The sequence below is a fragment of the Burkholderia sp. Ap-955 genome (assembly GCF_011753045.1).
Classification (GTDB): Bacteria; Pseudomonadota; Gammaproteobacteria; order Burkholderiales; family Burkholderiaceae; genus Burkholderia; species Burkholderia lata_D.
The window spans coordinates 1-18,973 of record NZ_VWWH01000111.1 but is presented as its reverse complement, the minus strand read 5'-3'; the positions used below and the strand labels follow the sequence as shown (position 1 = coordinate 18,973).

Genomic DNA, 18,973 nt, shown 5'->3' with positions numbered 1-18,973 from the left:
CGTCCGCGCCGACGCACGTGCTGTCGCTCGGCAACCGCGCACCCGCGCTGGCGCCGCATGCGGCCGCGCAGAACGGGCTGCCCGACAACGTCGTGTCGATCGCGCCGGCGCTCGAACCGCGCGTCGGCGGCGCGGCGCTCGGCGTGCCGCCAGTGAATGCGCCCGCACCGGAAGGCGCGGCGAAAGCATCGCCGTACTACTTCACCGACGGTTCGCTGCAGGGCTGGCAAGCGACGCCGCAGGACATCGTCGTGCCGTCGAACGGCCTCGCGTCGCCGGAAGCGTTCGGGTTGCCGGGCGACGACACGCTGCGCGAACTGCTCGCCGTGCATCGCGACGTGCCGGTGTCGCGCGCATCGGGCGGCGACGTGCCGCGTTACTTCATCGACGATACGCACGCGGCCGAGCCGCAGGGCCAGTTGCATCGCGGTGCGCATCCGCCGTTCGACGTGAATGCGATCCGCCGCGATTTCCCGATCCTGCAGGAGCGCGTGAACGGCAAGCAGCTCGTGTGGTTCGACAATGCGGCGACGACGCACAAGCCGCAGGCCGTGATCGACCGGCTCGCGTATTTCTACGCGCACGAGAACTCGAACATCCACCGCGCCGCGCATGCGCTGGCCGGCCGCGCGACGGACGCATACGAGCATGCGCGGGACACCGTGCGGCGTTTCATCGGCGCATCGTCGTCGGATGAAATCGTGTTCGTGCGCGGCACGACCGAGGCGATCAACCTGATCGCGAAGACGTGGGGCGTGCAGAACGTCGGCGAAGGCGACGAGATCATCGTGTCCCATCTCGAGCACCACGCGAACATCGTGCCGTGGCAGCAGCTTGCCGCGCTCAAGGGCGCGAAGCTGCGCGTGATTCCGGTCGATGATTCGGGGCAGGTGCTGCTCGACGAATACCGGAAGCTGCTCAACGACCGCACGAAGATCGTGTCCGTCACGCAGGTGTCGAACGCGCTCGGCACGGTCGTGCCGGTGAAGGAGATCGTCGAGCTCGCGCATCGTGCGGGCGCGAAGGCGCTCGTCGACGGTGCGCAATCGATCTCGCACATGCGCGTGGACGTGCAGGCGCTCGACGCGGATTTCTTCGTGTTCTCCGGGCACAAGATCTACGGGCCGACCGGGATCGGCGTCGTGTACGGCAAGCGCGCGATCCTCGACGACATGCCGCCGTGGCAGGGTGGCGGCAACATGATCGCGGACGTGACGTTCGAGCGCACGGTGTTCCAGCCGCCGCCGAACCGGTTCGAGGCCGGCACCGGCAACATCGCGGATGCGGTGGGGCTGGGCGCCGCGCTCGACTACGTGAACCGGGTCGGTATCGAGAACATCGCTCGCTACGAGCACGACCTGCTTGCGTACGCGACGAGCGTGCTCGCGCCGGTGCCGGGCGTGCGGCTGGTCGGCACCGCGCGCGACAAGGCGAGCGTGCTGTCGTTCGTGCTGAAGGGCTATGAGACCGAGGAAGTCGGGCAGGCGCTGAACGAAGAGGGCATCGCGGTGCGCTCGGGGCATCACTGCGCGCAGCCGATCCTGCGGCGGTTCGGGCTCGAGGCAACGGTGCGGCCGTCGCTCGCGTTCTACAACACGTGCGACGAAGTCGACGAGCTGGTGAGCGTCGTGCGGCGTCTCGCGACGCGGCGCTGACGTCATTCGCTTGCGGCGGCCCGAGTGGGTCGCCGCAAGCGCTTGATCACGACAACAATCAGAACCGCACGACCTGTTTCTGCTCGACGCTGAAGCCGTCACGCAGCACGCTCGCCGAATCCGCGAAGTAGCGGCGGGTTTCCGACAGCAGGTCGGTGTTGCCGCGACGGCAGAACACGACCCCCGATCCTTCTTCCGTCAGCAGTTCGTCGATCAGCGATTCGGGTTGACCGATATCGGCGAGGTGGACGTTCTGCACGCCGTGTGCGAGCGCATCGAGCGCTTCCCGCACGCAGGGCGCCGCCGTGGCGGCCGGGTGCTCGGCCAGCCAGTGCTCGAGTTCCGTGATGCCGTAGAGCCCGGCGAGCTCGCCAAGTTCGCGCAGCAGCGCGCTGTCGACCATCATCACCAGCGTGACGGCGCCCGTGCGCTGCGCGAAGAGGCTGCCGAGCCGTTCCGCGCGCAGCAGATGGTCGTGGCCGGCGTCGTCCGGGGCGACCGGCATCACGACGGGCACCAGCCCGTTCTCGAGAAACGCGTTCAGCGCGGTGCCGTCGAACCGTGCGACCGCGCTCGTGTCGGTGCGGTCGGAATTCGCGCTCGCCACCAGCAGGCCGCCGTCGTGGCCGTCGATGCCGATTGCCTTGGCGCCGTGACTGCCGATCAGGCGCACCAGTTCATGATTGACGCCCGCCATCGCCGCGTGAACGGCGTGGATCGATTGCGTGCCGGATGCGGCCGGCACCCCCTGGACGACAATCGGTCGAACGCCGGTGAGCGCGAGCAGCGCGACATCCTGCGCGAACGCCTGGCGGGCGCGTGCATCGCTCGCGGCGCCGCCGTCGACGATGACGACGGTCTGCCCGTGCAGGGCCTGCATGAACGGCAGCGAGCGCGCCAGGCCGGCTACGCGCCGCGACGTCAGAGTGGGACTTTCAGGGTCTGGGAACATGGGAATCCGAATGGATGAAGGGAGTGCCTGTCGCCGCAGGGTGCGGCATCAATGCGGCATCAGTGCGTGCGTTGCATCAGCTGGTGAATCTCGTCGGGCGTCAGCGCGTCGCGCGATGCCTGCCGGAACGGGCGCTCGCTGAAACAGCGCGCCGCGTCGGCGAGCAGTTCGAGATGCGCGCGGTTGTCTTCCTGCGGCAGGACCAGCACGATGAACTCGCGCACGGGCTTGCGGTCCGGTGCGTTGAAGATGAACGGATACTGTGCGCGGACGAACAGCGCGACGGCCGAGCGGAGACCGGCGACACGCGCATGCGGAATCGCGACGCCCTGGCCGAGGCCGGTCGAGCCGAGTTGCTCGCGCTTCGTCAGTTCGGTCCTGATCCTTTCCGCGGATACGCCGCTGCTGCGCTCGATATAGCGCGCGACGAGGTCGAACAACTGGATCGCGCTTTCGACCGGTACGTCGAGCAGGATGTTGTCCGGCGGGCAGGCGTCGGCCAGCCGGGTCGCGAACGGTGCGCCGCCGCGTCGGTAGGGAAGGTCGGGTTGGCCGCCGGCGGCGGCCTGCTGCGTTTGCATGCGGATCTCTCCGTGTCGGGATGACAGGGAAATCCTAGACAAAACCGCGTAAAGACGGTGTTAGATACGCGCGGGCCCGGCATTAAAATTGTGTATCGATTGCCGATGGAACCGGGCCCGACACGTACCGCTTCAGGTACCGGACAGCACGAACGGCAGCGTCGTCAGCAGAAACACCGAAATGCCGACCACCGGCGCGCCGAACGCGATCGCCGCGAACGCCACCGCGGCGCTGGTCAGCACGAGCGTTCTCGACACCCGTCGGTGCCGGTCGTGTGCAGCCGCCCTGTCATCGCGGATTGCATCGGTCCGCGCACCGATCACGTGTTTCCAGAACGTCAGGCCAAGCATGATGGCTCCTGTATGAAAGTTGACCGGGACCGGGCGCGCGACGCGCCCGCCAAGCGGGTCAGCAGCGCTTGAGCTTGAGCACGCGCGAGATCTGCCCGGACGTGAAGCTGCTGTTGCGCACGTATGGCGCGCAGTCGAGCGGTGCGGTGAGCGATTCGCTGACGACGTACTGGCCGACGAAGCGGTACGCGTCCGTGGCCATGCGGATGAACACCGGAATCGCATCGCGTTGCGCGGCGAGCGTCCTGCCGGCCGCCCGTGCGGACGCGCTGCCGTCGCAGAGGATCACATCGGGTGCGTGCGGGTTGAGGTCCGTGCGCAGGCAGGCGGCCACGACCTTGCCGTTCTTCGTCGGCAGGAATGCCTGTTTGCTGCCGCCGCAGGCGGCGTGGATGAATTCGCGGGTGTACTGCTTGTCGATCTCGAACATGATCGGGCTCCGGTATCGGGAATATCCGTTGGGTAAATCAGGTCTGCAAAGCAATGCGATCGGATCGACCTGTCTGACGTGGGCATGCCAATCGATCGATGCCGCGGTGGCGGATCGATGGCGCGTCGTGATACGGAAATTTCCGCGCGGACACGCTTGCCCGCGCGATGCGCGATCAACGCATCGACGTCGTGTTCAAGCGTGCACGGTAAGGACTACGGCGCGCACCGTCCGCCTGCTGGCAGGACGGTGGCTCGGGAAAAGAGACGCAGGCGTCCTGCCTGTCAGGCAGAAAAGCAACTCGGAGGGCGAGGACTTCGGATGCGCATGTGCGTACTCGGTGATGGATGGATTGCGAACACATTCTAGTGAACGCATGCGCGGGCGCAAGTAAAAAGGTCGTAAAGGTTGCGTGGTCCGTGCGGGATCGCGCCGTGTACTACGTGCACTGCCAGAAATGCGCGCTGGTGCGGCACGGCGCGCACCAGAACGTGTAGTTCGCACCGCCGCTACCCCACAGCCATTCTCCGCCGTCCGTTTGCGGAAGGTCGGAATCGAGCTGCATGACGAATTGCATCTTGCGGCGGCAATCCGGACAGTCGGGATACCACGCCGACTGTACCCAGGATGGCGCGCCGCCGACGCGGCTCAGGTTCTGCCCGCTGTTCGACATGCCCCATTCCTGCCGCGTCCAGCGTGCCGGTGCAGCGAAAAGTGCAACGTCTTCCTCCAGGAATGGGGCCGCCGGACAGTCCGGCTGGATCGCGGTGTCACGTTGCTGAGCCGGGTGCGCACAGGCGTTTCCGGCGTCGTCGTGCTGGTGGAACATCGGGCCATTGCTCTCCCAGCCAACGCACGACAGGCAGGTGTCGAACGACACGGGGGTCGTGCTGTCGATGCCTGCGGCGGCGGGTTGCGGCAGTGTCAGCAATCGATGCAGCGGCTCGTGACACAGGCCGCATCGATGCGACGACACGCCGCCGAAGCGAGCCCCCAATCGATGCGAATCGCGCGCGTGCCAGGTTGGGTGATGCGCGTGAATCTCGCGGTTCCACTTCGGCTGGGCGCGGCGTATCGGCGCGCCCAGCGTCAGGCCGAAGTCGATATGCAGTGGTGCTTCGCCGTGCAACGCGCGCAACGTGTCGTGTTCCTGAACGTAGCCGGCGGACATGAGCCAGTTAAAGCGCTTCTCGGGATCGTCCGGAAACAGCCACGCTGCCGCGTCGCGAACGGCCGCAGGGTCTCGCGAATAAAGCAGAGCGATGGCGCGTTCGTGTGCCGTGTCGCTGCCGGAAGGCGCGTCGGCAAGCAGGCCGCGCCATGCTTCGATCGTCGCCGGATCGAGCATCCGCCACGCGTTTCCCTCGTAATACAGGCGCGATGACCGCTTCGTGGCGGCAATGTCGAGGAACGCGTCCCAGTGACCAGAAAACACCTGCGGCGTCTGCATCACCACGCTCGACAACACGCTCGCGAGCCGCTCGTTCCATGCGCCGTTGCGGACGTCTTGCCACGCTTCGGCGGCGACTTTCGCGAAAGCGGTGTCGTCCATCAGGTCGAGCGCGGCACTGAGGAACGTCGCATGCGGCAATACGCGATCGAACGACGCGATCACGAGGTCGGGGAGCGCAGCCGGGTTGTCGCGTCGCAGCGCCAGCATCTGCGACATCGGATCGTTGCCGTTCCAGCGGAGGCGTTCGTAGTCGTCGAGAATGGTTTGTACGGTCGGCATGGCGGGGCGCGGTGAAGGTTCGACGAGTGAGCGGAAGCCGGGTGGATCAACGTCCGGCGAGCATCCGCCCGCCGACCCCCATCAGCAGCAGCCCGGCCGTCGTATCGAGCACGGCCTTGCGTCGAACCAGCAGCGCGCGCACCGACGGGTGCGAGGCGAGCAGCGCCATCGTGCAATACCACGCAGCCGAGATGGCGACCGACAGCGTGACGACAGCAAGATCGAGCCACGCCGACGCATGGGCCGGCACCATCAGCGCGAAGATGCTCCCGTAGAACGCGACCGATTTCGGATTGGTCATGCTGACGACGTAGCCCTTCTTCGCGGCGTGCCAGTCGGACGCGGCGGCCGGTGCGGCAACGGGCAACGGCTTGCGCGCGGTCACGATCATTTTCAGGCCGAGCCAGATCAGGTAGGCGGCGCCCGCCAGCCGCAGCGCCGTGTGCACCCATGCGACATGCGTGACGAGCAGGCTGAGCCCGGCGATCGCAATTGCCGCCCAGGTGCCGGACGCGGCGGCCAGGCCAACGCCGGTCATCACACCGGCGCGGCGCGACTCGACCGCGGTCGACGTGACGATCACGAAGTTCGGGCCGGGGCTGGCGACGCTCAGCAAGAGGACGCCGGCGAGTGGAAGCAAGGTGGTGAGGGTGGTCGACATGGCGTGGAGGGCAGCGCGACGGGACGGGCTTTCATCTTACCCGAGCGAGCTGGCGGGTCGGCACGTCGCTCTGCTTCGCCAATCCAATGAAAAAACGCGTGACGACTTTTGTCGCCACGCGCACGGGGAGTCTGCGAGACACGGGGAGTCTACAAGATCGCGCGCATGCCGGCGAACCGGCACACGGCACACGCGCTACACCGTCAGAAATCGAACCCCGGCCCGCCCGCACCCGGGCCGCCCGGCGCCGCCGCCGGCGCCGCATCCTTCGGCGCTTCGAACACGGTCGCATCGGTCGTCAGCAGCAGCCCCGCGACCGACGCCGCGTTCTGCAGCGCCGTGCGCGTGACCTTGGTCGGATCGAGCACGCCCGATTCGACGAGGTCGCCGTATTCGCCCGTCTGCGCGTTGTACCCGAAGTTGCCCGAGCCTTCGGCCACCTTCGCGACGACGACGCTCGCTTCCTCGCCCGCGTTCGTGACGATCTGGCGCAGCGGTTCCTCGAGCGCGCGCAGCACGATCTTGATGCCCGCGTTCTGGTCGGCGTTCACGCCCTGCAGTTCGCGGATCGCCTGCCGCACGCGGATCAGCGCGACGCCGCCGCCCGGCACGATGCCTTCCTCGACGGCCGCGCGCGTCGCGTGCAGCGCGTCGTCGACGCGGTCCTTCTTCTCCTTCACCTCGATCTCGGTGGCGCCGCCGACCTTGATCACCGCGACACCGCCCGCGAGCTTCGCGACACGTTCCTGCAGCTTTTCACGGTCGTAGTCCGACGTGGCTTCGTCGATCTGCACGCGGATCTGCTTCACGCGCGCCTCGATGTTCTTCGCATCGCCCGCGCCGTCGATCACGGTCGTGTTTTCCTTGCCGACCTCGATGCGCTTCGCCTGGCCGAGTTCGGCGAGCGTCGCCTTCTCGAGCGTCAGGCCCGTTTCCTCGGCGATCACCTGCCCGCCGGTGAGGATCGCGATGTCCTCGAGCAGCGCCTTGCGGCGGTCGCCGAAGCCCGGCGCCTTCACGGCGACCGTCTTCAGGATGCCGCGGATGTTGTTCACGACCAGCGTCGCGAGCGCTTCTCCTTCGACATCTTCCGCGATGATCAGCAGCGGCCGACCCGACTTCGCGACCTGTTCGAGCACCGGCAGCAGGTCGCGGATGTTCGAGATCTTCTTGTCGTGCAGCAGGATGTACGGGCTTTCGACCTCGGCGATCTGCTTGTCCGGATTGTTGATGAAGTACGGCGACAGGTAGCCGCGATCGAACTGCAGCCCCTCGACGACATCGAGTTCGTCCGCGAGCGACTTGCCGTCCTCGACGGTTATCACGCCTTCCTTGCCGACACGGTCGATCGCTTCCGCGATGCGCTGGCCGATCGATTCCTCGCCGTTCGCGGAGATCGTCGCGACCTGCGCGATTTCCTTGCTCGTGGTGGTCGGGCGGCTGATCTTCTTCAGCTCGTCGACGGCGGCCGCGACGGCCTTGTCGATCCCGCGCTTCAGGTCGAGCGGGTTGAGCCCGGCCGCGACGTATTTCTGGCCTTCACGAACGATCGCCTGTGCGAGCACGGTGGCCGTCGTGGTGCCGTCGCCGGCGGCGTCGCTGGTGCGCGACGCAACTTCCTTCACGAGCTGCGCGCCGATGTTCTGCAGCTTGTCCGCGAGTTCGATTTCCTTCGCGACCGACACGCCGTCCTTCGTGACGACAGGCGCGCCGAAGCTGCGCTCGAGCACGACGTTGCGGCCCTTCGGCCCGAGCGTGACCTTCACCGCGTTCGCGAGAATGTTCACGCCTTCCGTCAGCTTGGCCCGTGCGACGTCGCTGAAAATGATTTCCTTCGCTGCCATGATTGCGCTCCGTTATTGATTGACGACCGCGACGATGTCTTCCTCGCGCAGCACGAGAAACTCGTTGCCGTCCACCTTGACGGCTTGCCCCGCGTATTTGCCGAACAGCACGCGTTCACCGACCTGCAGGTCGGGCACGATGCGCTGGCCGTCCGTATCCTTGCGGCCGGGGCCGACGGCAATCACTTCACCCTGGTCGGGCTTTTCCGCCGCGCTGTCGGGGATCACGATGCCCGATGCGGTGGTGGTTTCCTGGTCGAGTCGTTTCACGATCACGCGGTCGTGCAAGGGGCGTAGGCTCATTGGTTCGTCCTGTGCTGATCTGTTGAAATGGGCTGGCACTCTTTAACAGAGAGTGCTGACGAGTATAAAAATGCGCGGCGGCGCAATCCAATAACGGATTCGAAAATGCATTCGCGCCGTCGTGCAAAGCGCGCCGCCCCGCTACTGCGACACGGCCCGCTGGGCGGCGGGCGTGCAGACCGGGCGGATCGTCTCGCCGGCGAGCACGCGCTTGACGAACGGAATCGAATCGGCGAGCGACGCGTTCACGGTGCCGTTGTGTTCGCGGCCCGCATACAGGTGCGCCTCGACCGTCGTGCCGGCCGCGCACGCATCCTTCGCGAGCGCGAGTTCGAGCGGCGCGAGCCCGTCGTCCGCGCCCGCGCCGATGAAGACGGGCGTGGCGATCTTCAGCGTCGGGTACGTCAGGTATTCGTCCCACCATGTCTTCAGTCGTGCATCGCCGCCGGGCTTCACGGTGTTCGCGTGCGTGAGGTGCGCGAGCGCCGCGTCGTCCTCGAGCGATGCAAGGCAACTGATGCGCGACTGTTCGAGGATCGGCAAGGCCTGGTCGGTCAGCACCTCGTCCGCGCGCAGCGACGGGTCGATCTGCTGCGCGGAGAGCACCGAGTAGAACTGGTACGCGAGCGTCGGATCGACGCGCTCGGGATCGCGCCGGTACGCGCTCTCGAACTTCGGCAGCGACGCGAGCGTGGCGGGCGACGCGTTGTAGATCGTGCCGGTGGCAACGGTCGCGCGGATCGCGAGTTCGGGCGCATAGGCCGGCGCGTAGCCGGCCGCCGCGAACACGGCCGAGCCGCCTTGTGACTGGCCGACGAGCACGACCTCGTTCGCGAGGCCCGGCACGCTGCCGAGCACCGCACGCACGCTGTCGAGCAGCGTGTAGCTGTTCGAGCGGTTGTTGAGCTGCGGATTCGGGCCGGGCGTGCCGAGCCCCTGGTAGTCGGTCGCGACGACCGCGAACCCTTGCTGAAGCCACGCGTTCAGGTAGCGCACGTCGCGGTACGAGCGGCCGAACCACGACGGCGCGCAGATGTCGGCCATCCCGAACGTGCCGTGCGCCCACGCGACGATCGGCCAGCCGCCGGCCGGCGGCGTGCCGCGCGGCACGAACAGCGCACCCGACACGGCGATCGGCGTGCGGCCGCCGACGCCGTCGGTCGATGCATACAGGATACGCAGCTGGCGCCCGGCGCTCGCGAGCCCGAGCGTTGCCGGAAGCGGCTCGGTGCGCAGCAGCGCGCCGGGCGTCGCCGGAATGTCGCGGTCCCACGTATAGAACGCAGACACGCGGCCGTCGCCCTGTAACGGATCGGGTGCAGGCACGCGGCCCGGTGAAGCCGCATGCGAGAGGAGAGACGAGACGGCGAGCGCCGCAGCCAGCAGCGTGCGCGCGGCAGGGCCGCGCAGGGGGAGAAGCGTCATGGTCGGATGGGTGTCGGTGAAGTCGGATCGGACGTGCCGGACAGTGCGCGGCGCGGGCCGACCACGACGCAAGTTTCGAACCAGCGCGCGCGTGGCAGAGGCGACGCGCGGTATGACAGGCCATCGCGCGGCGCGTCGGGCCGTCCGCGCATGGACCGGCTGCGTGTCGCGCAGCAATCCGGGTCGCCGGGCTGTTGCTCCCGCAACAGAGGCGCCCGCGTGGCGCGTACGGGCCGCGTCGTGCCAGGCGCACGCGCACCGTGGCGCAGGCCTTCGACACATGCATGCCCGGCTGGCACGATTGCTGCTGATCCGGTGGCCATGCGTCGCGGTGTTACGACATCGCGATGCGAGCCCACCGTCCATCCGATCAAGGAAACCGTCCTCATGTCCGTCACCTCAACCATCGACAGCGGCGAACTCGTGGCATTCGTCGAGCGCGCCACGCGCGAATTCACGCAGGCCGAACGCGTGCTGAAGGACACGCGCACGCTGTCCGCGACCAACACGTTCCAGGCGTTCCAGCGCGTGCCGGGCACGGAACTCATCGTCGCGCTGTCGGCGCCGAGCCCGTGGGCCGCGTCGCAGGAGATCCAGCCCGTCGTCGTGACGTTCGACGGCGACGTGCTGCACGGCGACGCGCGCGCGGGCGGCAACGGGCCGCGTTATGCGGACGTGTTCCGCGAGGCGCCGGAAGTCGGCGTCGTGATCCACGTGCACGGCCCGTACCTCGGCGCCTGGGCGAGCGCACATCGGCCGCTGCCGATCCGCTATGCGCCGGCCGCGCGCTACACGCGCGCCCGCGAGATTCCGGTGTACGTCGATCGCCGTCCCGGCGAGCCGCGCTTCATCGTCGACACGATCCGCCGCGACCCCGAGGTGCCGGCGATCATCGAGGCGAACGGCGGCGCGACGTTCTGGGGCAAATCGATCCTCGACGTGTCGAAGTACATCCTGATTCTCGAGGAAGCCGCGTATTTCCAGGCGCTCGCGGAACCGCTCGGCGGCTCGCTCGAATTCGGGCCGGGCGCGCTCGAGCAGCAATGGAAGATGACCGGCCTCGCGTGACGCCGCGCGGCGGCCGGCGCAATCCGGCCGCCGTCATACCGATAGCTCGATGAATTGGTTCGTGGCCGGCGCGCGCCTTGCTATCGTCGAACCTTCCCCGTTCAACACGCCGGTCGTGCCATGGCCATCTTCAGCTTGCCGGACCCGACTTCGCACGCGATCACGATTCGTGCGAAGGCGCTGACGTTCGACGATCCCAAATCGCGGGTGCTGCTCGAGCGCATCCAGCTCGTCGCGCCCAGCGACGCGACCGTGCTCGTCACCGGCGAGAGCGGCACCGGCAAGGAGCTGATCGCGCGCCTCGTGCATTCGCTGAGCGAGCGCCACGATGGCCCGTTCGTCGCGGTCAATTGCGGCGCATTCTCCGAGACGCTGATCGAAAGCGAGCTGTTCGGCCACGAGCGCGGCGCATTCACCGGCGCGATCAACAGCCAGCCCGGCTGGTTCGAATCCGCGAATCGCGGCACGCTGTTTCTCGACGAGGTGGGCGACCTGCCGCTGTCCGCGCAGGTGAAGCTGCTGCGCGTGCTGCAGGAGCGCGAAGTGACGCCGGTCGGCTCACGCAAGACCGTGAAGATCGACGTGCGGCTCGTCGCGGCAACCAACGTGAATCTCGAAGCCGCGGTGCGCGCGGGCAATTTCCGCGAGGATCTGTACTACCGGCTCAACGTCGTGAAGCTGAGCCTGCTGCCGCTGCGCGAGCGGCCCGGCGACATCGCGCCGCTGATCGAACACTTCATCGACACCTATGCGAAGCGGCTGCGCGTGGCCGCGCCGACGCTGACGGACGCCGCGCGCGCCCGGTTGCATGCGCATGCGTGGCCCGGCAACATCCGCGAACTCGAAAACGTGATCCACCACGCGGTGCTGATCTGCGCGGGCGGCGCGATCGACGTGAGCGACCTGCAGTTTTCCGCGCTGTCGCTTGCGCCCGATGCCGGTGATCCGCGCAGCACGGCGGCGGCACCGCCGCGCCGTGCGCGCGACGTGGCCGAGGCAACCGATGCGCTGCGCCACGCGGTGATCGAACTGCTGGATCTCGGCACGCCGGCGCTGTGGCAGCACATCGAGGACACCGTCTACCGCAGCGTGTTCGACTACAGCGAGCACAACCAACTGCGCATGTCGCGCCTGCTCGACCAGTCGCGCAATATCGTGCGTGCGCGGCTCGCGCAGCTCGGCATCCTGAAGCCGCGCGACGCGGGCGACGGCGACGGCGACGCGCGGCTGCGCCGTCAGGCGTGATCGCGCCAGCGCAGCGCGCGCCGTGCGATTCGCTCGCATAGCGCACTCATGCCGACGGCAAGCGCCGTCACCCCCAGCACGCAGACCAGCAATACGTCGGCGCGCGCGCCGGCCTGCGCGTTCTGCATCAGGCTGCCGACACCCGCGCCCGCGTTGAACAGCAGCTCGCTGCTGGTCGCGGTGATCCAGGCGAACGGCACGGCCTGCAACACGCCCGCGAACAGGTCGGGCAGCGCGCCCGGGATCAGCACGTCGCGCCACAGGCCGATGCGCGTCAGGCGATACGACTGCGCGAGTTCGACATAGCGCGGATCGACGCGGCGCAGCCCGTCGAAGCTGGCGGTGGTCATCGGGTAGAACGCGGCGAGCGCGATGATGAACACCTTCGCGAATTCGCCGGTGCCGGCCCACAGGCTCAGCAGCGGTATCAGCCCGAGCAGCGGCACGTAGCGCAGCGCCTGGAACGCCGGCTCGCCGAGCTTGCGCGCGAGCGTCGAGCGCGCCATCGCCGCGCCGAACACGAGCCCGAATGCGACACCGGCCGCCAGGCCGAGCGTCGTGCGGCGCAGGCTCGCGCCGAGATCGGTGGCGAGTTCGCCGCTGCGTGCGAGTTCGACGAGCGCGGCGCCCACCTGCTGCAACGGCACGAACGCGTATTGATGGGCCGCGTCGCCGGACGACGCGTATTGCCATGCGGCGACCAGCAGCGCCGGCACGACGAGGCCGCGCGCACGACGGCGCAGCGCGGCGAACGAGAATGAGGGGATGGCGAGGGTCATTCGGAAACCTGTTCGTTCAGCGCGCGGGCGTCTGCCAGCGCAATGCGTAGCGTTGCACGAGCGCGATCGACCGGTCGATCGCGAAGCCGATCAGCCCGATCACCGCGACGTCGATGAGCACGACGTCGAGCCGCAGCATCTGTCGCGCCAGTTCCATCATCTGGCCGATCCCGCTGTCGGCGCTGAGCAGCTCGACCGCGACGAGCGCGAGCCACGCGCGCGCGAGCGCGATCCGCACGCCGGTCAGCAGCGGCGGCAGCGCGGCCGGCAGCAGTACGTCGCGCAGCAGCGCGAAGCGGCCGAGCCCGTAGTGCCGCGCCATCTCGACGAGATCGCGCGGTGCGTCGTGCACGCCCGTGTACGCGGCCAGCGCGACCGGAAAGAACACGGCCTTGCCGACGACGACGAGCTTGAGCGGCTCGTCGACGCCGATCAGCAGGATCAGCAGCGGAATCAGCGTGAGCGTCGGCACTTGCCGCAGCAGATCGAACGTCGGCCGCAGGTAGTCGGCGAACAGCCGGCCGCGCGCCAGCAGGATGCCGAATGCGGCACCGCCGGTCGCGCCGATCACGAAGCCGAGCGCGAGACGATGCAGCGTGATCAGCAGGTTGTCGCGCAGTTCGCCCGTGTCGAGCAGCGTGCGCAGCGTTGCCGCGAGCCGATCCGGCGGCACGACGAGCTGCGGCGGGAACCAGCGCTGCGCGCTCGCGAGCCACCACAGCGCGACGAATGCGACGGGCGTGGCCCACCCCAGCGCGATGCCGCCGAACCGTGCCAGTCCGGGCGGGCGGCGCGCGCGTGCGCCGTTCGACGCGAGGGCATGCATCGGCATCAGCGGCTCGCGACGCGCGCCGCGTCGGCACGCCAGTAACCGTCGAGCCCGAGCTGCTTGAGCGCGGTCGACACGAACGTCGGCGCGAGCAGCGCGTTCACGTCGACCGGCTTGGACGTCAGCCCGGCCTGGCGGCTGTACGCGATGACGTCGCGGTAGTGGCCGGTCAGCGCGGGCGTGAAGAGCGGCGTCCATTGCTCCTTCCACGGTGTCGCCTCATCCGCGTATTCGCGGCGCACGACGCTTTCCGGCTGGCCGGACGCGCTCAGGATCTTCACGTACGCGTCGCGATTCTGCGGCTGCGAGATCCAGTGCGCGGCACGCACGTAGGCCGTCGCGACGAGCTGCGTGACGTCGGGATAGCGCCGCACGAAATCGTCGGACGCCCACAGTTCCGCGCGCATCTTCCAGTCGTCGGGTGCGGTCTTGGTCGACCAGATGATCTTGCCGACCTGCTTGTCGACGAGCGAATACGCGTCGGACAGCGTGAAGAAGCCGTCGACGCGGCCGGCCGCGACGGCCGCCGCACCGGCCTGCGGGTCGAGGTTGTAGATCCTGAAGTCGGACAGCTTCAGCCCGTTCTCGGCGAGCAGCTTGCTGAACGTGACTTCCCACGGCCGGCCGCGATTGAGCGCGATGCGCTTGCCCTTCAGATCGACGATCGACTTCGCGGTCGAGCCGGCCGGCACGACGAGATACGTGTTGCTGCCCACGCCGCCCGGCACGATCAGCCGCGTATGCGTGCCCGATGCGTTGACGACGACCGACGGCAGGTCGCCGTAGCCCGCGAAATCGATGCTGCCGTTCGTGAACGCCTCGTTCACGAGCGTGCCGACCGCCGCGGTCGATACGGGCACCCATTGCAGCTTCACGTGCCGCGCGGCGAGCGCCTTCTCGAGCGACTTGTCGGCATCGATCAGTGCCGACGCGCCCGCGTATTGCGTCTTGCCGCCGCTCGAATAGGCGACGACGGCGATCCGCACGACCTTGGGCGCGTCATCCGCATGCGCGGCCGGTGCGGCGAGCGATGCCGCGGCGAACGGCAGCGCGGCGAACAGCGCGCGCAGCGGGCGGCGCAGCGAGGCGAGGGAGAGCGTGTGTTTCATGATGATCCGGAACGGTAGGCGGAAAAGGGGCTCACGCGCGCTTCTGCAGCGACGGCCGCAACACGTCGGCGAGCGGGCGCGGGTCGATCCAGTCGGCGACGTCGAAGTCGGCTTCCAGAAAGCCGTGGTCGTGCAGGAAGGTCTTGAAGTCGTCGAGCGCGGCGACCGATTCGTCGTCGAGGTTGACGCCGAGGTGCCGATGCAGCTGGTTGCCGTAAGCGGCGCGGACCCAGTCGATCGACGACGCGGTTTCGCCGGCGACGTAATGGGCGGTTTCGTCGGGATGCGTGCCGGCCCAGTCGCCGGCCGCGACCACGAGCTTCAGGAAGCCGGCGACGATGTCCGGATGATTCGCGAGCACGTCCGCGTTGACGGTCAGCGGGCGCGGCGTGCCGTTGTTGTTGCGGATCGCGCGCTCCGGATGAAAGCCGATGTCGATCACGACGTGCGCGCCGATCAGCTGCGCGATCTCGAGGCCCGTCGAGCCCTTCACGTAGATCGCGTCAACCTCGCCGCGCAGTAGCGCGCCGGCTTCGGCCGCGTACAGCGCGCGGCTCGAAAAACCGTGCGGCGACGCGAACAGGTCCGCCGCGCGCGCCGGCCCGACGGCCTGCAGCGTGCGTGCGCGCACGTCGACGCATTCGACGTCGCGCGTGGTCAGCCCGTCGAGGCTCAACGCGTTGACGAAGCCGCGCAGCGCCGACGCGCGAAAGATGTCGATGCGGTCGTCGGGGCGGCTCGGGATCGCGACGCGGCGCCCGCGCAATGCCTTCACCGAGCGGATGCCCGACTCGGGCCGCGCGAGGATCAACTGCGATTCGTCGACCCACGACAGCCCGATCACGCGCGTATTCGCGCCGTTCGAGCGCGCCCACATCGCGGGGATGCTGCCGCCCTGGCGGAACGACTGCGCGAGCGTGTGATCGCTGATCGACGACACGTCGTGCCGCGTGGCGCCGCGCGGCGAGCGGATCGCGACGCCGTCGGCCGACGTCTCGCCGTTGAGCCAGCCGAGATGCACGGCGATGCCGAGCGGGGTCGGCACGGGCGACCGGGCGTACCAGAACGTCTGCTGCTTGTCCGATGACGAATCGGGCCTGTCTGTCATGGGTGAGATTCCCTCTCTGCGTAAGCATGGTTGAAGCCCGGTCGCGCACGGTGTCGGTGTCGCACGCGCGGGCCGGTCAACGTTGCAAGATCCGGGCCAGTGAACGGAAACGGCGCGGCCGCACGCGGCGCGGGCATCGCGCCGGACGTGCGATGCGTGTATCGACGCATGGGCTGTTGCGTCAGCAACAGTCGCGTCGGCCGCTGTTGCGCGCGCAGCAGCGGTGTGGTCGGCGCAGCAGTGCGGTACGGGCGTGTCGTGATGGCACGGGCGAGTGCGAGCGGCTGCGATCCGATTGCCGCTGATGCCCGGTGTGCAAGGCACTGCGCAGGTTCGCGGGCGGCCGTGCACGCGCCGTGGCGAGCGCGTTGGCACACCGCGTGCTTTACAGCGCAGCACACGCGCGGCACGCCGATGCCGCACGCAATCCGAATGGCCCGACCAGGAGAACTCCGATGGCTGTTGAATTTCTGTGGCGCCTGCCGATGCATGGCGACGGCCGGCGCGCACACGACCTGCATACGCGCGGCGAATGGAACCGCCAGCGCGCATCGCGCGTCGCGCCGAAAGTCGATGACGACGATTTCGGTTACATCGACTATCTGTCGCAGGTCGCGCGCGCGGCCGATATCGCCGGCTTCCACGGCGCGCTGATTCCGATCTTTCGTTTTACGGAGGAACCGTGGGTCGTGGCGGCCGCGCTGGCGCGCGAGACGCGCCGGCTGCGGCTCCTGATCGCGCTGCAGCCGCATTTCGTGCATCCGGTCTATGCGGCGCAGATGGCCGCGAGCCTGCAGCGGATCAGCCGCGGGCGCGTCGAGTGGAACGTCGTCACCGGCGGCGGCGGCCCCGACCAGCGCGCATACGGCGACTTCATCGATCACGACAGCCGCTATGCGCGCACCGATGAATTCCTCGATGTCGTGAAGGGCGTCGCGGCCGGCGCCCCGTTCACGTTCGACGGCCGCTTTTACCGTGTCGAAGCGGGCGGCCTGCTGCCGCCGCTGAGCGGCCAGAAGCCGCCGCGCATCTACCTGGCCGGCGCGAGCGACGCGGCGCTCGCGGTCGCCGCTAAGCACGGCGACGTGCACCTGAGCTGGGGCGAGCCGCTCGCGAAGCAGAAGGAGGTGATCGACGCGGCGCGCCGCGCGCTCGACCGGCAGAACGCCGAGCGCGACCTGCGCTTCGGCATGCGCATCGACATCCTGGCGCGCGAGACCGAAGAGCAGGCGTGGGCCGAGTTGCGGCAGATGTTCGCGACGGTGGGCGACACGACGCGCAACGGCTTCGGCGGGCGCGGCGAAGCGTCGGAATCGGTGGGCGCGAAACGCCAGTTCGCGCTGCACCAGGGCAACACGCAGCACTTCGACGACCTGATCGTCGGCCCGAACCTGTGGGCCGGGATGTCGCAGATCCGCGGCGGCCCCGGTTGCGTGATCGTCGGCAGCCACGAGCAGGTGGCCGAGCGGCTCGCGGAATACATCGACATCGGCGTGTCGACGTTCATTCTCGCCAGCAACCCGCATCTCGAGGAGGCGTACCGCGTGGGCGAGGAAGTGCTGCCGCTCGTCGACGGCGCGCTGAACGCGCGCCGTACGCAGGCGGCGCTGCGCGTGGCCGGCGCATGAGCGCGGCGGCCTTCCCGCGCCATCCAACGACATCGACAAGGACATTCACCATGACGACACTCGCTGCGCAGGCCACGGCCTGCGACGCACTCTGGTACACGCGTTGCCCGGTGCCAACCGCGCTCGGCATCGCCGTGCACCGCGGCTGGTTCGACGAGGAGTTCGGGCCGGACGGCATCACGCTGAATTCGCTGCAGGAGACGGCGGATGCCGGCAAACGCGAATCACATTTCGATCACAGCCTGCCGCACTCGTTCCGGCAGGGCGGCAACATTCCAGCGCTGTGGGCGCGGGCGCGCGGCGCCGATACGCGCGTGATCGGCCTGTCGTGGACCAACGAATTCCAGGCGATCGTCACGTTGCCCGATCGCGGCATTCGCTCGGTGCGCGATCTGCGCGGCCGGCGGCTCGGGTTGCCGAGCCATCCGATCAGCATCGACTTCTGGCGGGCGGCCGCGCTGAAAGGCTTCCTGAGCGCACTCGAACTGGAAGGGCTCGGGCACGGCGACGCCGAATGGGTCGACCTGCCCGACGAACGCGAACGCCGCACCGGGCCCGCATCGTTTACGCGCGGCCCGCACGAGTACGGGCTCGAGATCGCGGCGCTCGTGCGCGGCGAAGTCGACGCGGTGTTCGTGAAAGGCGTCGAAGGGCTCGAGACCGTGCATCTGATCGATGCGCAGGTCGTCATCGATCTCGGCGCGCACCCCGATCCGCTCGTGCGGATCGGCAACGGCACGCCGCGCACGCTGACCGTCGACCGCGCGCTGATCGATGCGCGCCCCGATCTCGTGAGCCGCTTCCTGTCGGTGGTGGTGGGGGCGGGCGACTGGGCCGCGCGCCATCCGGCGGAGACGGTTGCGTATATCGGCCGCGAGACGCGCGCGTCCGACGAGTGGGTGCGCTATGCGTATGGCGCGGACGTGCACCGCCATCTGGAGACGGGGCTCGCGCAGACGTCGATCGACGGACTGGTCGCGTTCAAGGATTTCCTCGTCGAGTGGGGCTTTCTCGAACAGGATTTCGATGCGCGCGCGTGGATCGACCCGGCGCCGTTCACGCGCATCGACCGGCAACGCCATGCGTGGGTCGCGTAGCGCGCCGCGGCGCGTCATTGCAAGGAGTCGAGCATGACAGGTCTGACGATCGAATACGGCGTGCCGCCGGCACGCCGGCATGCAGCGCGTGCCGCGCCGCGTGCGGAGTCGGGCAGCACGGCGGCGGTGGGGCGGCCGCCGTCCGCTTCGCCTTCGGCGCGGCCGGATGCGCGAGC

At 68.5% G+C, this 18,973-nt stretch carries 18 protein-coding genes; 5 read left to right on the top strand and 13 right to left on the bottom strand.

The window, feature by feature from the left end:
* Positions 1 to 1,655, top strand: a 1,655-nt coding sequence (locus F3J15_RS33135) for a family 2A encapsulin nanocompartment cargo protein cysteine desulfurase (protein ID WP_166896476.1), incomplete at its 5' end; no start/stop codon positions are given.
* 58 nt (positions 1,656 to 1,713) lie between these two features.
* Here F3J15_RS33135 and F3J15_RS33130 read toward each other — a convergent pair.
* From F3J15_RS33130 to F3J15_RS33090, 9 genes are all read right to left on the bottom strand, one after another.
* On the bottom strand, positions 1,714 to 2,607 hold the full coding sequence (locus F3J15_RS33130) for an acetylglutamate kinase (RefSeq protein WP_166896474.1): 894 nt from the start codon (positions 2,605 to 2,607) through the stop codon (positions 1,714 to 1,716).
* 59 nt (positions 2,608 to 2,666) lie between these two features.
* A complete protein-coding gene (locus F3J15_RS33125; RefSeq protein WP_166896472.1) occupies positions 2,667 to 3,188 on the bottom strand; it encodes a PTS sugar transporter subunit IIA in 522 nt (173 codons plus the stop codon).
* A gap of 132 nt (positions 3,189 to 3,320) precedes the next feature.
* Entirely contained in the window at positions 3,321 to 3,539 is a 219-nt protein-coding gene (locus F3J15_RS33120) for a hypothetical protein (protein ID WP_011356211.1), read from the bottom strand.
* A 58-nt stretch (positions 3,540 to 3,597) separates the two neighbouring features.
* Positions 3,598 to 3,969 (bottom strand): DUF6697 family protein, encoded by a 372-nt coding sequence (locus F3J15_RS33115; protein WP_166896470.1) that lies wholly within the window; start codon positions 3,967 to 3,969, stop codon positions 3,598 to 3,600.
* A gap of 439 nt (positions 3,970 to 4,408) precedes the next feature.
* The gene (locus F3J15_RS33110; protein WP_166896468.1) at positions 4,409 to 5,701 is read right to left on the bottom strand and encodes a hypothetical protein; all 1,293 of its coding nucleotides are present in this window, start codon (positions 5,699 to 5,701) and stop codon (positions 4,409 to 4,411) included.
* 46 nt (positions 5,702 to 5,747) lie between these two features.
* Positions 5,748 to 6,362, bottom strand: a complete 615-nt coding sequence (locus F3J15_RS33105) for a LysE family transporter (protein WP_069250793.1) — start codon at positions 6,360 to 6,362, stop codon at positions 5,748 to 5,750.
* Between the two features lie 203 nt (positions 6,363 to 6,565).
* Positions 6,566 to 8,206, bottom strand: coding sequence for a chaperonin GroEL (gene groL / locus F3J15_RS33100; protein WP_166896466.1), 1,641 nt, complete (start codon positions 8,204 to 8,206; stop codon positions 6,566 to 6,568).
* A 12-nt stretch (positions 8,207 to 8,218) separates the two neighbouring features.
* Entirely contained in the window at positions 8,219 to 8,509 is a 291-nt protein-coding gene (locus tag F3J15_RS33095) for a co-chaperone GroES (protein WP_011694564.1), read from the bottom strand.
* A gap of 141 nt (positions 8,510 to 8,650) precedes the next feature.
* Complete coding sequence (locus F3J15_RS33090) at positions 8,651 to 9,934, bottom strand: alpha/beta fold hydrolase (protein ID WP_166896464.1); 1,284 nt, start codon at positions 9,932 to 9,934, stop codon at positions 8,651 to 8,653.
* A gap of 387 nt (positions 9,935 to 10,321) precedes the next feature.
* On the opposite strand from F3J15_RS33090, the gene F3J15_RS33085 reads away from it, so the two are divergent.
* Both F3J15_RS33085 and F3J15_RS33080 read left to right on the top strand, forming a co-directional pair.
* The gene (locus F3J15_RS33085) at positions 10,322 to 11,002 is read left to right on the top strand and encodes a class II aldolase/adducin family protein (RefSeq protein ID WP_166896462.1); all 681 of its coding nucleotides are present in this window, start codon (positions 10,322 to 10,324) and stop codon (positions 11,000 to 11,002) included.
* 120 nt (positions 11,003 to 11,122) lie between these two features.
* A complete protein-coding gene (locus F3J15_RS33080; protein WP_166896460.1) occupies positions 11,123 to 12,247 on the top strand; it encodes a sigma 54-interacting transcriptional regulator in 1,125 nt (374 codons plus the stop codon).
* Here the strand turns inward: F3J15_RS33080 and F3J15_RS33075 are convergent.
* Genes F3J15_RS33075 through F3J15_RS33060 form a run of 4 tightly spaced genes read right to left on the bottom strand, consistent with a single transcriptional unit; the run spans position 12,238 to position 16,072 of the window.
* Positions 12,238 to 13,026 carry an ABC transporter permease gene (locus tag F3J15_RS33075; protein WP_166896458.1) on the bottom strand — a complete coding sequence of 263 codons (789 nt, stop codon included), beginning with the start codon at positions 13,024 to 13,026 and terminating at the stop codon, positions 12,238 to 12,240. The genes F3J15_RS33080 and F3J15_RS33075 overlap by 10 nt on opposite strands.
* Positions 13,027 to 13,042: 16 nt before the next feature.
* Complete coding sequence (locus F3J15_RS33070; RefSeq protein WP_166896456.1) at positions 13,043 to 13,858, bottom strand: ABC transporter permease; 816 nt, start codon at positions 13,856 to 13,858, stop codon at positions 13,043 to 13,045.
* A complete protein-coding gene (locus F3J15_RS33065; protein ID WP_166896454.1) occupies positions 13,858 to 14,964 on the bottom strand; it encodes a PhnD/SsuA/transferrin family substrate-binding protein in 1,107 nt (368 codons plus the stop codon). Before F3J15_RS33065 ends, F3J15_RS33070 begins: the two co-directional genes overlap by 1 nt.
* Before the next feature lie 31 nt (positions 14,965 to 14,995).
* Positions 14,996 to 16,072: an ABC transporter substrate-binding protein gene (locus F3J15_RS33060; RefSeq protein WP_166896452.1), complete on the bottom strand. Its 1,077-nt coding sequence runs from the start codon at positions 16,070 to 16,072 to the stop codon at positions 14,996 to 14,998.
* 455 nt (positions 16,073 to 16,527) lie between these two features.
* Here F3J15_RS33060 and F3J15_RS33055 point away from each other — a divergent pair, with 455 nt between their 5' ends.
* Positions 16,528 to 17,700 (top strand): LLM class flavin-dependent oxidoreductase, encoded by a 1,173-nt coding sequence (locus tag F3J15_RS33055; RefSeq protein WP_166896450.1) that lies wholly within the window; start codon positions 16,528 to 16,530, stop codon positions 17,698 to 17,700.
* Between the two features lie 50 nt (positions 17,701 to 17,750).
* The gene (locus F3J15_RS33050; RefSeq protein ID WP_166896448.1) at positions 17,751 to 18,797 is read left to right on the top strand and encodes an ABC transporter substrate-binding protein; all 1,047 of its coding nucleotides are present in this window, start codon (positions 17,751 to 17,753) and stop codon (positions 18,795 to 18,797) included.
* Positions 18,798 to 18,973 lie beyond the last annotated feature (176 nt).

Excerpts from the sequence above, each read along its gene's own strand:
- F3J15_RS33105 (WP_069250793.1), bottom strand. The coding sequence starts at position 6,362 with ATGTCGACCACCCTCACCACCTTGCTTCCACTCGCCGGCGTCCTCTTG.
- F3J15_RS33095 (WP_011694564.1), bottom strand. The coding sequence starts at position 8,509 with ATGAGCCTACGCCCCTTGCACGACCGCGTGATCGTGAAACGACTCGAC.
- F3J15_RS33125 (WP_166896472.1), bottom strand. The coding sequence starts at position 3,188 with ATGCAAACGCAGCAGGCCGCCGCCGGCGGCCAACCCGACCTTCCCTAC.
- F3J15_RS33070 (WP_166896456.1), bottom strand. The coding sequence starts at position 13,858 with ATGCCGATGCATGCCCTCGCGTCGAACGGCGCACGCGCGCGCCGCCCG.
- F3J15_RS33055 (WP_166896450.1), top strand. The coding sequence starts at position 16,528 with ATGGCTGTTGAATTTCTGTGGCGCCTGCCGATGCATGGCGACGGCCGG.
- F3J15_RS33065 (WP_166896454.1), bottom strand. The coding sequence starts at position 14,964 with ATGAAACACACGCTCTCCCTCGCCTCGCTGCGCCGCCCGCTGCGCGCG.
- F3J15_RS33060 (WP_166896452.1), bottom strand. The coding sequence starts at position 16,072 with ATGACAGACAGGCCCGATTCGTCATCGGACAAGCAGCAGACGTTCTGG.
- F3J15_RS33080 (WP_166896460.1), top strand. The coding sequence starts at position 11,123 with ATGGCCATCTTCAGCTTGCCGGACCCGACTTCGCACGCGATCACGATT.
- F3J15_RS33130 (WP_166896474.1), bottom strand. The coding sequence starts at position 2,607 with ATGTTCCCAGACCCTGAAAGTCCCACTCTGACGTCGCGGCGCGTAGCC.
- F3J15_RS33115 (WP_166896470.1), bottom strand. The coding sequence starts at position 3,969 with ATGTTCGAGATCGACAAGCAGTACACCCGCGAATTCATCCACGCCGCC.
- F3J15_RS33075 (WP_166896458.1), bottom strand. The coding sequence starts at position 13,026 with ATGACCCTCGCCATCCCCTCATTCTCGTTCGCCGCGCTGCGCCGTCGT.
- F3J15_RS33110 (WP_166896468.1), bottom strand. The coding sequence starts at position 5,701 with ATGCCGACCGTACAAACCATTCTCGACGACTACGAACGCCTCCGCTGG.
- groL (WP_166896466.1), bottom strand. The coding sequence starts at position 8,206 with ATGGCAGCGAAGGAAATCATTTTCAGCGACGTCGCACGGGCCAAGCTG.
- F3J15_RS33050 (WP_166896448.1), top strand. The coding sequence starts at position 17,751 with ATGACGACACTCGCTGCGCAGGCCACGGCCTGCGACGCACTCTGGTAC.
- F3J15_RS33085 (WP_166896462.1), top strand. The coding sequence starts at position 10,322 with ATGTCCGTCACCTCAACCATCGACAGCGGCGAACTCGTGGCATTCGTC.
- F3J15_RS33090 (WP_166896464.1), bottom strand. The coding sequence starts at position 9,934 with ATGACGCTTCTCCCCCTGCGCGGCCCTGCCGCGCGCACGCTGCTGGCT.
- F3J15_RS33120 (WP_011356211.1), bottom strand. The coding sequence starts at position 3,539 with ATGCTTGGCCTGACGTTCTGGAAACACGTGATCGGTGCGCGGACCGAT.